The sequence below is a fragment of the Chromatiales bacterium genome (assembly GCA_024234935.1).
Taxonomy (GTDB): Bacteria; Pseudomonadota; Gammaproteobacteria; order Steroidobacterales.
Genome location: JACKNI010000007.1, coordinates 76,203 through 89,328, shown reverse-complemented (window position 1 = coordinate 89,328; position 13,126 = coordinate 76,203). Strand labels below are relative to the sequence as shown.

At 65.0% G+C, this 13,126-nt stretch carries 11 protein-coding genes; 8 read left to right on the top strand and 3 right to left on the bottom strand.

Annotated features, from left to right (window positions below; translation table 11 throughout):
- Window positions 1-62: 62 nt before the first annotated feature.
- Complete coding sequence (gene cysB / locus H6979_12765; GenBank protein ID MCP5140717.1) at window positions 63-1,076, bottom strand: HTH-type transcriptional regulator CysB; 1,014 nt, start codon at window positions 1,074-1,076, stop codon at window positions 63-65.
- 231 nt (window positions 1,077-1,307) lie between these two features.
- Between cysB and cobA the strand changes: the two genes are divergently transcribed.
- The 8 genes from cobA (at window position 1,308) to H6979_12725 (ending at window position 11,211) form a co-directional block, all read left to right on the top strand.
- Window positions 1,308-2,771 (top strand): uroporphyrinogen-III C-methyltransferase, encoded by a 1,464-nt coding sequence (gene cobA, locus H6979_12760; protein ID MCP5140716.1) that lies wholly within the window; start codon window positions 1,308-1,310, stop codon window positions 2,769-2,771.
- 28 nt (window positions 2,772-2,799) lie between these two features.
- Window positions 2,800-3,774 (top strand): cysteine synthase A, encoded by a 975-nt coding sequence (gene cysK / locus H6979_12755; protein MCP5140715.1) that lies wholly within the window; start codon window positions 2,800-2,802, stop codon window positions 3,772-3,774.
- Window positions 3,767-4,711: a hypothetical protein gene (locus tag H6979_12750; GenBank protein ID MCP5140714.1), complete on the top strand. Its 945-nt coding sequence runs from the start codon at window positions 3,767-3,769 to the stop codon at window positions 4,709-4,711. Before cysK ends, H6979_12750 begins: the two co-directional genes overlap by 8 nt.
- Before the next feature lie 10 nt (window positions 4,712-4,721).
- Window positions 4,722-6,263 carry a hydroxymethylbilane synthase gene (hemC, locus tag H6979_12745; GenBank protein ID MCP5140713.1) on the top strand — a complete coding sequence of 514 codons (1,542 nt, stop codon included), beginning with the start codon at window positions 4,722-4,724 and terminating at the stop codon, window positions 6,261-6,263.
- Window positions 6,251-7,228: a porphobilinogen synthase gene (hemB, locus tag H6979_12740; GenBank protein ID MCP5140712.1), complete on the top strand. Its 978-nt coding sequence runs from the start codon at window positions 6,251-6,253 to the stop codon at window positions 7,226-7,228. Before hemC ends, hemB begins: the two co-directional genes overlap by 13 nt.
- A complete protein-coding gene (locus H6979_12735; GenBank protein MCP5140711.1) occupies window positions 7,225-8,493 on the top strand; it encodes a glutamate-1-semialdehyde 2,1-aminomutase in 1,269 nt (422 codons plus the stop codon). The genes hemB and H6979_12735 overlap by 4 nt, the downstream gene beginning before the upstream one ends.
- Window positions 8,494-8,585: 92 nt before the next feature.
- On the top strand, window positions 8,586-9,974 hold the full coding sequence (gene sthA / locus H6979_12730; GenBank protein ID MCP5140710.1) for a Si-specific NAD(P)(+) transhydrogenase: 1,389 nt from the start codon (window positions 8,586-8,588) through the stop codon (window positions 9,972-9,974).
- 85 nt (window positions 9,975-10,059) lie between these two features.
- Complete coding sequence (locus H6979_12725) at window positions 10,060-11,211, top strand: serine hydrolase (protein MCP5140709.1); 1,152 nt, start codon at window positions 10,060-10,062, stop codon at window positions 11,209-11,211.
- A gap of 5 nt (window positions 11,212-11,216) precedes the next feature.
- Here the strand turns inward: H6979_12725 and H6979_12720 are convergent, their stop codons facing one another.
- Window positions 11,217-12,086, bottom strand: a complete 870-nt coding sequence (locus H6979_12720) for a DMT family transporter (GenBank protein MCP5140708.1) — start codon at window positions 12,084-12,086, stop codon at window positions 11,217-11,219.
- Window positions 12,087-12,141: 55 nt separating this feature from the next.
- Entirely contained in the window at window positions 12,142-13,125 is a 984-nt protein-coding gene (locus H6979_12715; GenBank protein MCP5140707.1) for a cytochrome C, read from the bottom strand.
- Between the last annotated feature and the right edge of the window lies 1 nt (window position 13,126).

The window sequence follows — 13,126 nt, the reverse complement described above, 5'->3', positions numbered from 1 at the left end:
GAGACGCGCTTCTTCGGCCTGAAGCGCGAGTGCGGACTGCACGACATCGATCTGTCCGGGCTTTAATGCCGGGCGACAGCGCCTGACACTTCCTCGCAGCCGCCGCGCAACGGCAGCTGCACTTCTTCAAACAGATCGTCGACTTCGCTCTGCGTGGTCAGCTGTGTGGCCTTGCGGGTGATCTGCGGCGTGAGGTGCGGTGCGAGCATCGCGATGAAATCCACCATGTAACGGCGCAGTACCGAATCGCGACGGTAGCCGAGCCAGGTGGTCACGCGCGGGAACAGCCCGGCAGCGGACAAGGCCGTGAGGTCTTTCTGATCCTGACATTCGTAGGCCATTGGCGCGATGATGCCCACACCCATGCCCATGCGCACATAGGTCTTGATGATGTCCGCATCGCGCGCCGTGAACACCACGTTCGGTTCGAGTCCCTGATCGGCAAAGGCTTTCTTCAGCGAAGATTCACCGGTGGCACCAAACACGTAGGTCACCAGCGGATAACCGGCAAGCACGCGCAGGCTCAGCTCCTTGTTGCCGGTCAGTGGATGCCCGTTCGGCACCAGCACGATGCGATCCCAGCTGTAACACGGCAACAGCACCAGTCCGGGAAACAACTGGCGCGAGCCGGTGGCGATGGCGAAATCCACGCGGTTGGCAGCCACGAGTTCGGCGATCTGCTCCGAGGTGCCCTGCTGGAGTTCGAGGTTGATCTTCGGATAGCGCTCGCGAAATTCGCGGATCACATCGGGCAGCACATGCCGCGCCTGCGTGTGGGTGGTGGCGATGGACAGCGTGCCCTCCTGCTCACCCGACAGGTCGCTCGCCAGGCTGCGAATGTTCTCGACTTCACGCATGATGCGGCGCGCGCGGCCGATCACATCCTTGCCGGCCGGCGTGATTGCCGTGAGGCTCTTGCCCTTGCGCGTGAAAAGCTGGACGCCGAGCTCCTGCTCCAGCAGTCTCAGCTGCTTGCTGATGCCGGGCTGACTGGTATAAAGCCGGTCCGCTGCCGCCGTTATGTTAAGACCGCTATCGGCGATGGCGACCAGGTATTTGAGCTGCTGCAGGGTCATGGGGGATCTGGCACTACTCGCGAAGACTGACCTGAGCTATATAGCCATTGGTTACAAGTGACTGTCAACCCTTGCCGGCCGGGAATGGGATGTGACCGGTTATGCCGGGCAGCGATGAGCCCAGAAGGATTAACTATTTTTTTCCGGCGAGCCGCAGCTATATCGTACCGATTCAGTCCCTGATTGCCGCGAGCCGGGACCTCATGGATCAGACCCGGCGGATCAGAACCAATGGACCACCTGCCGATCTTCCTCAGCCTGAAAGGCCAGAGCTGTCTCGTCGTCGGCGGCGGCGACGTGGCCGAGCGCAAGGTGCGACAACTGCTCGCCGCCGGTGCCGCTGTCACCGTCAACAGCCCGCAACTCAACAGCGGCCTGCAGCAACTCGGGGACCGTCAAGACATCACCGCTGTGCTGCGTCCTTTCGACGCCACGCTCGTCGACACGCATCTGCTGGTGATCGCTGCCACCAGCGATCGTGCGGTGAATCGTGCGGTCGCCGCTGCCGCGCACAAGTCGTTGCGCCTCTGCAATGTTGTAGACGACCCGGCGCTCTCGAGCTTCATCAGTCCTTCTATCGTGGATCGCTCGCCGCTGATCGTCGCGATTTCGAGTGGCGGGCGCGCGCCGGTGCTCGCACGGATGTTGCGTCAGCAACTCGAGCGCTGGCTGCCACTGCGCCTCGGCGAACTCGCCGCCTGGGCAGGTGAGTGGCGCGACACGATCAAGGCGCGACTGCCGGACATCGCGGCCAGACGCCGGTTTTGGGAGCGCGCCTTTGGCGGCACGCTCAGCGGCCATGTCCTGGCCGGCCGGATGCAGGCCGCTGATGAAGCGCTGCAAACCGCGCTCAGTGCCCAGGTCGATGCCGGCGGCGCCAGCGGTGAGGCCTGGCTGGTCGGCGCCGGGCCCGGCGATCCGGAACTGCTCAGCCTGCGCGGTTTTCATCTGCTGCAGCATGCCGATGTCGTGCTGCACGACCGGCTGGTCGCGCCTGAACTGCTGGCCTTTGCACGCCGCGATGCCGAGTTCATCGACGTCGGCAAAACCGGCGGTGGTCCCGGCACCAGCCAGGACGAGATCAATGCCTTGCTGCTGGCGCGGGTCCGCGCGGGCAAACGTGTCTGCCGACTCAAGGGTGGCGATCCCTATGTATTCGGGCGGGGCGGCGAAGAAGCTGAAGTGCTGGCGCGTGCCGGCCTGCCGTTTCAGGTGATCCCCGGCATCACGGCGGCCAACGGCTGCGGCGCCTACGCGGGTATCCCGCTGACGCACCGCGGCCTCGCGCAGGCTGTCACCTTGGTGACCGGGCATCTCGCGCCGGACAGCGAAGGCGCGGGCGATGATCTGAACTGGGCCGCACTCGCTGCACTCAAACAGACGCTGGTCATATATATGAGCGGCCGCAAACTCGCAGTCATTGCCGCAGAGCTCGTGGCTCACGGCCGCAAGCACGAAACGCCGGCCGCCGTCGTGATTGCCGGCACGACGCCGCAGCAGCGGATCGTCAAGGGCACGCTGGCCGATATCGCGCAGCGCAGCGCCGATGCCGGTCCAGGCTCGCCGGCACTGCTTTATGTCGGCGAAGTCGTCGGGCTGGCCGACCATCTCGGCTGGCAGATGCCAGGCACACCAACGGCCAGACCCGGCCTTGAACCCAGGCCGGGCGAGATCAGGCCAGGCGACCTGCAGTAAACTCGAATCACATCCCCGGAGCAGACCCATGATCCACGACAATATCCTCAGCACCATTGGCAAGACACCGGTGATCCGGCTGAACCGTCTCGCGCCAAAGCACGTCGAGATGTACGTCAAGGCCGAGGCCTTCAATCCCGGCGGTTCGGTGAAGGATCGTCTGGCCTACGCAATCATCACCGATGCCGAGCGTCGCGGTGTCCTGAAGCCCGGGCAGACCGTGATCGAGGCCACTTCCGGCAACACCGGCATCGCACTGGCGATGGTCTGTGCAGTGAAGGGTTATCCCTTTGTCGCGGTGATGGTCGAGACCTTCTCGATCGAACGCCGCAAGATCATGCGCGCCTACGGTGCGAAGGTGATCCTCACCCCGGCCGCCGGACGCGGCACGGAGATGGTACGCCGCGCGGAAGAACTGGCGCGCAAGAACGGCTGGTTCCTCGCCCGCCAATTCGAAAACCCGGCCAATCCCGCCTACCACCGACAGACGACCGGACCGGAAATCCTGCAGGATTTCGCTGACCGGCGCCTCGATTACTGGATCAGCGGCTGGGGCACCGGCGGCACCATGACCGGTGCCGGCGAAGTCATCAAGATGGCGCGCCCGGAAGTGAAGATCGTCGCCACCGAACCCGAGGGCGCATCGCTGCTCGGCGGACTGGAGTGGAAGCCGCACAAGATCCAGGGCTGGACACCCGACTTCGTTCCCGCCGTACTCAATCCCGATGTCTACGATGAGCTGGTGACCGTGACTGACGAAGAAGGCAAGGACACCGCGCTGCGCCTGGCACGCGAAGAAGGCATCTTCGTCGGCCTGTCGGCAGGCGCCACGCTGGCCGCAGCGCTCAAGGTTGCCAAACGCGCCGAGCCAGGCTCCGTCCTGCTCACCATGCTGCCCGATACCGGCGAGCGCTATCTCAGTACCTGGCTGTTCCAGGAAGTGCCCGAAGGTTCGGATGACGAATGGCTGGCGAGCGTTGAAAGCGGCGGCAAGCGTGGCTGACAGCTTCGACAAGCTGATGATCGATGGGCTGTGGGTATTGCACTGGCCGTACCGCGCCGGCGTCGCCGGATTGCCGACTCACGGAGTGGCGCCCGCGCGCGCATCGGGTGTGCTGGTAGATACCTGCATGCGGCAGTTGCTGTTCGGCATGGGACCCCGACCAGTCATCGATCATCCGGATACCCCGACGATGGAAATGTACTCCGGTGTACAGGCATACCGCCTGCTGCTCGAGGTCGTCACCGGATTGCGCAGCACAGTCTGCGGCGAGACCAATGTCTTCGGCCAGTTCAGGCGCGCCTGGCAGGACTCGCTGGACCGCCTGCCCGCCAGCATCACGCAGCCGCTGTCGCCACTCGTCGAGACCCTGCTCGGCGATGCACGCCGCATCCGTCAGCAGCATCTGCAGGGCGTGGGCGGGAACTCTTACGGCAGTCTGGCCCGCCGCTTGCTCGCGCCCCCGCGCGGCGCCCGCGTGCTCTTCGTCGGCACTGGCGCACTGGCCCGCTCGATACTGCCCTTCTTTCGCGCCGCCGAAACGGGCGCCTGGAATCACCGCCCCGTCACGCCGCCTGTCGTCGATCGCTGGTTCAGCACCACACAGGCCGACATGGCAGCACGCTGGGCAGAACACATCATCTTCACCACACCGGCCGACGCGGAGCACGATGCCGGCTGGCGATACCGTTTGCGGCATGGCCGTGTCCGCAGCCTGCTGCACCTGGGGCAGCGACACAGCGAAGCCTCGCAATGGAACGGTGTGGAGACCGCCTTCGACCTGGACGACATTCTCGGTGCCGCCGAAGCGCGGGCGAACATCGCCTCGCTGCAACTGGTGCGGGCACGCAGCGCCTGCAATGAACTGGCCGGTGCACGCTTTCCGGCAGCGCAACCGGATGACGACCACCTGCCATTGCTGATTTCGGCGCGAGGCTGAGGCAGGCGCGATGCAGCGCTCACTTGAACTCGGCACGCGCGCTTCGCTGCTGGCGATGGCCCAGAGCCGGCAGATCGCTGCACAGCTCATGAGCCTGCATCCCGGGCTTGAAGTTCAGCTGCATCCGGTCACGACTCGCGGCGACCGCAATCAGTCAGTGGCACTCGGCAAGGTCGATGATCCCGATTTCTTTTCCGCCGAACTCGATACGGCACTGCTCGATGGCGAGGTGGATTTCTGCGTGCACTCGCTGAAGGATCTGCCTGTGCTCCGGCACGCCGGCATCGCGCGCGCCGCCTTGCCGGTACGCGAGAATCCACGCGACGTGATCGTCTGGCGTGGCGATGTCATGGCCCGTCTTGCGGCAGGCAAGCCGCTGCGCATCGGTGCATCCTCCCGCCGTCGTCAGGGCAACATCGATGCCTTTCTGCCCACCGCACTGCCGGCCACCGGCAAGGCACCGGAATTGCAGTTTGCAGAACTGCGCGGCGCAGTCGATGCGCGTCTTGCACGCTTGCAGACCGAGGACACCTCAAGCGAAGCGCTCGACGGCGTGGTCCTGGCGCTCGCGGGCCTGATCCGTCTCTGGAATGACACCGCCGCACACACCCGCGTAGCCGGGCTGTTGCGCGATGCACGCTGGACCGTGTTGCCGCTGGCCCGCTGCCCCGGCGCGGCCGGTCAGGGCATCCTGGCCATCGAGTGCCGTACTGAAGATGAGGAAATGCTGGAGCTGCTGCGCGTACTGCACGATTCGGATACGGCGGAACTCGCCGCGCTCGAGCTGTCGGCACTGGCGCAATGGCCGGCCACGCAGCGCGCCGCACTCGGGGCCACCGCCATCATGCACGCGAGTCTCGGCCCGGTCTGCTATGTGCACGGCGTCGCTGACGGTGAGACCATCGAAAGAATCGTCTGGAACCAGCCGCGTCCCCCGGATAGCGAGGCAAGTGCCTTCAACGGTATTGCCTGGCAGCGCCTCTGCAGGCGGGAGCCGACAGCCGCTGCCGTGCCGGAGCTGGCTGCGCTGCATGCAGACTCGGCATTGTTTGTCGCCTACTGGCATGCGCTGCAGGACCAGCAGTTGGGCAGCGATGTACGTCTCTGGACCAGCGGTATCGAGAGCTGGCGTCAGTTGGCAGCACGCGGTTACTGGATCGAAGGCTGCGGTGACCACCTGGGCTTTGACGATCTCCGCGGCACCCTGGGCTGCCCGGTACTCGGACTGCCGCCATTGCAGGACTGGACGGCAGTAACCTCGGCCGACGCCGTGCCGGGCTGGCGCAATTCGGGTATCGGCCGCGTGCTCGCCACTTATGACATCCTGCCGCCAGCCGACAGCGCCGCGCTGCGCGCCGTCAAGTCGGAGGCTGCCCGCGCCACGCATTGCTACTGGAGCAATGCGAAGCAGTTCCATGCGCTGCGCGCCGTACTGCCAACGAACGCGCAACACGCCTGCGGCGCCGGCAAGACGCGCAAGGCCCTGCATGCTGCCGGCATTGATGCGCAGCCTTTTCCAAACGGACACGAGTGGCAGCGATGGCTGCAATGAGCCTGCGGCACAACCGCGACAACCGCCACATCCGCGAGCTGACGCGCGAGGTGCGGCTGCACGTCGAACAGTTCATGCAGCCACTGTTTGTGGTCGACGCGTTGCGGGAACGCGAAGCCGTGCCCGGCCTCACCGACGTCTATCGCGACACGGCCGAGACGCTGCTGCGACAGATCGAGGCGGACCTTGGTCAGGGCATAGCCAAGTTCCTGCTGTTCGGTGTGCCGGCCCACAAACAGGATCACGATTTTTCCCACGCTGCCACCACCGATGTCATCGCCGCGGTCCGGCGCCGTTTCGGCAGCGACATCTGGCTCGCCGTCGATGTCTGCCTGTGCTCGCACACCACGCACGGGCACTGCGGCGTCCTCAACGACAACCGTGATCACGTATTGAACGATGCCTCGGTTGCCGCGCTGGCCGACGCCGCGCTGCAGTTTGCGCAGGCCGGCGCAGACTGCGTGGCGCCGAGCGACATGCAGGACGGCCGGGTCGCCGCGATCCGCGCCGCGCTCGACCAGGCCGGCCTCGAACGGCAGTCGATCATGAGCTATGCCGCCAAGTTCAACTCGGCTTTCTATGGCCCGTTCCGGCTGGCGGCGGATTCAGCGCCGGGCAGCGATCTCCCGCTGCGCGACCGTGCGAGCTACCAGATCGATCCGGGCCGGCCTGCCGATGCCCTGCTGTGTGCCGAACGCGATGCGGCCGAGGGCGCCGACATCCTGATGGTGAAACCGGGCCTGCCCTATCTGGACATTCTGGCACTGCTGTCGGCACGCATTCACAAACCGTGGGCCGTGTACCAGACCAGCGGTGAACAGGCCGGCATCGATCTGCTCGCCGAACGCGGACTCACTGATCCGGTACGTGCACAACTGGAAAGCTGGACGGCCTTCTCGCGCGCCGGCGCCAACATGATCATCAGCTACGCCGCACGGCGTGCGCGCCGGTACCTCAGCGCATGAGCCGCTCGGCCGACATGTTTGAGCGCGCAAACGCCGTGACTCCCGGCGGCGTGCATTCGCCGGTGCGCGCATTCCGCCGTGTCGGCGGCACGCCGCTGTTCATCCGCAGTGCGCAGGGCAGCTGGATCGAGGATGTAGACGGACAGCGATATACGGATTTCTGCATGGCCTTCGGGCCGATGATTCTCGGCCACACGCATCCGGCCGTCCTCGATGCGGTGACTGCCGCGGCAGCCGGCGGCTGGAGCTTCGGCACGGCAGAACCCTATTCGCTGGCCCTTTCCGAACTCATCTGCAACCGCTTGCCCTGGGTGGAGAACCTGCGCTTCGTCAATTCAGGCACCGAGGCCGTGATGTCGGCCCTGCGCCTTGCGCGTGCAGCCACCGGGCGCTCACTGATCCTGAAATTCGACGGCTGCTACCACGGCCATGCCGATGCGATGCTGATTCGCGCCGGCTCCGGTCTCGCCGGCATCGCCGACAGCGCTGGCGTACCGCCCGGTGTGGCTGCCGATACCGCAGTCGCACAACTCGACGACATCCCGGGACTGGAAGGCCTGTTCGCAGCGCGCGGCCCGGAACTTGCCGCCGCAATCATCGAGCCGTTGCCGGCCAATCATGGCCTGCTGCCACAACGCCAGGAATTTCTGGATGCGCTCGCCTGGCAATGTCAGCAGCACGGCACGCTGCTGATCTTCGACGAGGTGATCAGCGGCTTTCGAACCGCCTTTGGTGGCATGGCGGAGATCACCGGCATCCGGCCCGACCTCGTGACCTACGGCAAGATCATCGGCGGCGGCTTTCCGGTCGGTGCCTATGCCGGCCGCCGCGAAATCATGCAGCTCGTCGCACCGGTCGGGCCCGTCTATCAGGCTGGCACGCTGGCCGCGAATCCGGTGGCGATGGCTGCCGGGCTCGCCACGCTGGAACGCCTCACCGACGGCACCGCCTATCTCGCGCTGGAGGACAACGGACGCCTGCTTGAAGAAAAGCTCGGCGGCATGCCTGGATTGCGCCTGCAGCGCTTCGGCTCCCTGTTCTGGCTGGTTCCCGATGACGCCGGATCCGGTACCGTGATTCGCAGCCCGGCTGCGTTTCCAGCCGCCAGCGAGTCGCGTTTCGCGAAAATGTTTCACGCACTGCTCGCCGCCGGCATCTACCTGCCACCCAGCCCCTACGAAACGGGCTTTCTCTCCACCGCACACAGTGAAGATGACATACAGGCGCTGGCGGATGCGGTGCGGTCCAGCCTGGACGCCCCCTGACCGGGACCCACGTCACGCTCATCTCCCCCATGCGCTCAAGATTCTGTCACACCGGCCGACTACCGGAGGACACAGAACCTTAAAGGCGACGCATGGAAACCTTCGATCTACTGGTCATCGGCAGCGGGCCAGGTGGCCAGCGCGCAGCGATTCAGGCGGCCAAGCTCGGCAAACGGGCCGCCGTCATCGAACGCCGCGAGATCGTCGGCGGCGTCACTGCCCACACCGGAACGATTCCCAGCAAGTCGCTGCGCGAGGCCGTGCTGTATCTGTGCGGCTGGCGCGAGAAAGGCATCTACGGGCGCAGTCACCGGGTGAAGTCGGACATCACCGCCCATGATCTGTTCCAGCGCCTCGGCATCACCGTCGCGCATGAAATAGAAATCATCGAGCACCAGCTGCAGCGCAATGGCGTGCGCATCATTCACGGCATGGCGAAGTTTCTCGATCCCCATACCGTGCACGTCACCAGCATCACCGGGCAGAGTGCCGATTACCGGGCCGAGAAAATCGTCATCGCCACCGGCACTGTCCCGCACCGGCCGGACAACATCCCCTTCGATGACGAAACGATCATCGACAGCGACGGCCTGCTGCAGATCAAGGCGATACCGCGCTCGATGACCGTCATCGGCGCCGGGGTGATCGGTGTGGAGTACGCGACCATCTTCAGCGCGCTGGACGCGAAGATCACGCTGGTCGACAACCGCAACACCATCCTCGACTTCGTTGATGCCGACATCGTCGATGAATTCCGTCACGATCTCATGTCGCGCGGCATCCAGTTGCGCCTCGGCGAAGAAGTCGAGCGCGTTGAAAAGGCTGCCGATGGAAGCGTAGTCACGCATCTGAAAAGCGGCAAGAAAATCCGCAGCGACCTGCTGATGGTGGCAGCCGGACGAACCGGGGCCACAGCCGGCCTCGACCTGGACAAGACCGGGGTACCGGTCGACTCGCGCGGCCGCCTGACCGTACAACCGAGCTACCAGACCGAAGTGCCGCACATCTATGCCGTCGGCGACGTGATCGGTTTCCCGGCGCTGGCATCCACCTCTGCAGAGCAAGGGCGGCTTGCCGCCTGTCACGCCTTCGGCGGTTCCTCCGAAACCGCCACCGACTACTTCCCGGTGGGTATCTACGCCGTGCCGGAGATCAGCATCGTCGGCAAGACCGAACAGCAACTGCGCAATGAAGGCATCGCCTACGAAACCGGCATCGCCCGCCTGCGCGAGACCGCCCGCGGCCAGATCCAGGGCGTGCAGGACGGCCTGCTGAAACTCCTGTTCGGCCTCAAGGACCACCGCCTGCTCGGCGCCCACATCGTCGGCGAGGGCGCCACCGAACTCATCCACATCGGCCAGGCCGTCATCGCCCACAACGGCACGCTCGAATACTTCGTCGGCGCCGTATTCAACTACCCGACCTTCGCCGAGGCTTACAAGATCGCTGCGCTGGATGCCTGGAACCGCGTGCGCGTCTGATGGTCGCTGCTGCAGTTGACCGGCGTCATGTGCCGCGAAACGGAACGTAGAATAAGCAGATCCTTCATGCTCCCGGGATCTGCACATGAAACGTCTGCTCAAACGCCTAGCCCTCGGCCTGCTCGCGATCGTCGCGCTTGCACTGCTGGCATCGTTCATCGCCAAACCGGTGATGACCACACGGCTGGTGGGTCTGCCCTTCGGCGGCAGCCAGGGTCCGACCGATCCGGTGCGCGGCGGGCCGGTGCCGGCGCTGGTGGTCGCCAGTGAAAGCGAGCGGACGATTCCAGCAGCCGTTCTCGATGCGGCAAGCAAGGCGGCGGCAGCGACCGATGCGTACTCGCTGCTGATCTGGCAAGGCGGCGCGCTGCAGCTGGAGCAGTACTACGGGGACCACAACGCGCAGTCAGTCGTCTCCACACAGTCGATGCACAAATCGGTGCTGGCGATGCTGGCCGGCATCGCGATCCAGCAGGACCTGATCAAGTCGGTCGATGATCCGGCGGCTAACTACATCGAGGAATGGGCCGGCGACGAGCGGCGCCACATCACCATCCGGCAGATGTTGCAGCAGGCGAGCGGCATCGACTTCCCCGCATTCCCGGCGGTGATCGACATGACCATCGGTGACGGGCTGGAACAGATCACTTTCGAGCAGGGTGTGCTCGCGCCGCCCGGCACGCAGTTCGACTACACGAACATCAATCCCGAAGTGCTCGGCATCCTGCTGCAGCGGGTCTCCGGGATGAGCTATGCGGAGTACCTGTCGGAAAACCTGTGGCGACATGTCAGCGATGACGATGCGACCGTGTTGCTCGACACGGAAACAACCCGCACGCCGCGCACCTTCTGCTGCCTGGACACCACGGCACGCGCCTGGCTGCGTGTCGGGCTGCTGCACCTCAATCACGGCAGGGTCGGCGAAATGCAGGTCGTGCCCGAGCAGTGGATGAAGGACATCATCACGCCCAGCGCACAGAACCCGAACTACGGCTATCTCACCTGGCTCGGCACCACGTACCAGAAGAACCGGCGCTACAACCGCAAGTCGTCGGCGGCAGCCTTCCACTCCGAGCCCTTCGCCGCACCCGATGTCATCTATTTCGACGGCTTCGGCGGGCAGCGCGTATACATTGTGCCCTCGAAGCAACTGGTGATTGTCACGACCGGTCCTCTGCGCCAGGACTGGGACGATGCGCTGTTGCCGAACCTGGTCATCCGCGGCATGGGCGACTGAAGGAATCAGCGCGGGCTGCCCGGCGCCTCGATGACCGCCGCGAGCTCGATATGCAGCGCGCGCTCGCGCCAGATCAGGTACAGGCCGCTGGCAATCACCAGGGCCCCGCCGCTCCAGACTCGCGCTGAAGGCAGCGCCGCCCAGAATACCCAGTCGAGTGCCACGGCCCACAGCATCGCGGTGTATTCAAAGGGCGCGACCACCGAAGCGGGTGCACAGCGGAACGCCTCGGTGATGAAGTGCTGGCCGAAGGCGCCGAGCAGGCCGAGCAGCGCCAGCCACAGCCAGTGCCGATGCTCAAGCGGCACCCAGTCCGGCAGGGCCAGCAGGCCGGCGAACACGGTGAGCAGCACCAGGAACCAGAACACCATCGAGGCCGTCGAGTCGGTACGCGTGAGCATGCGCGCCGTGATCGCACTGCCCGCGTAGGCCGCTGCGGCAACCAGTGCGCCGATGGCACCGAGCAGACTGAGGCGACTTGCGCCCGGCTGCAGCATCCACAGCACGCCGATCAGGCCGGCAAGGATCGCCAGCCAGCGCCGCCAGCCGACATGCTCGCCGAGCATCGGCACCGAAAGCGCGGTGACGAACAGCGGCGCGACGAAGAATATCGCGTAGGCATCGGCCAGCGACAACTGGCCCACGGCATAGATGAAGCCGCTGAGCATGACGAGCGCGAGCACGCCACGACCGAGATGCAGGCCCCAGCGCACCGGACGCAGCTCGCGCCAGCTGCCGGTATATGCAAACAGCAGCAACAGGTACGGCAGCGAAGCGGCGCCGCGCAGTGCAGCCACCTCCAGCGGCGGATAACTCGCCGCAAACAGCTTGAGTACCGCATCCATGCCGGCAAAGAAGGCCACGGCGAGCAGCATCGAAGCGATGCCGCGCAGCCGCTGGTCATTCATGACGTGGAGCGCCAGTCGCCAATCAGGTTGGCTCCTGCTGATACGGCACCGGCGGCAGGGTCATGAAGAAGTCATAGAGCGCACCCAGGTCTGCATCGCTCATCGCGCCGAAGGCATTCCAGTTCATGAGGGTGTTGGCAGTCGGGTCAGTCTCGACGCGCGCCACCCGCGACTTGAACAACTGGACGAACTGCTCTTTGGTCCAGCTGCCGAGCCCGCTTTCATGCGGCGTGAGATTCATCGTGTACATGGTGCGGCCGTTCAGGAAAAACGGCATGCCACCTGCGAATTCGCGCCCTTCAAAGCCTTTCATGGACTGCGGATCCTTGGGCGTATGGCAAAACTCGCAGCGCGCCACGGTGGCCAGATACCTGCCGTAGGCCACCGAATCAGAGCGGTCCGGCGCGTGCGCGGGACTGTCGAAGGGCTCCGGCCAGAGCTGGACCAGCATGTTCATCGGAAAATCGATCTGGCGCTCGGGGCGGACAGACTTCACCGGCGTCATCGAACGCAGGTAGGCCACCACCGCCTGGATGTCGTCATCCGCAAGGTTCCTGTAGATGAAGTACGGCATGATCGGGAACAGGCCCTTGCCGTCCTTGTTCACACCTTCACGCACAGCGCGGATGATTTCGCCATCCGTCCAGCTGCCGAGACCCGTCTCCTCATCCGGCGTGATATTGCGGATGCAAAGCCGCCCCGGAAATCTTTCCTGGCCCGCGTTGACGCCCGCCGCGATGGTTTCCCGGGTCATGCACGCGCGTCCCGCACCGATGGGCTCAACCGGCGGGCCACCATAGAAGTTCCAGTCACGCTCTGAATGGCAGTCCACGCACTGCAGGACATTCACGGCGAGATAACGTCCCCGCTCGATGTTCTCCGCGGTCAGTTCGACCTGTATGTCAGCGGCAGGCCGCTGTCGGGGCAGTCGGGTGGAAAACCAGACCCAGGCAATCAGGATCGCGACGATGACTGCCAGAACCACCCGGACCAGGTTTTTCTTCATT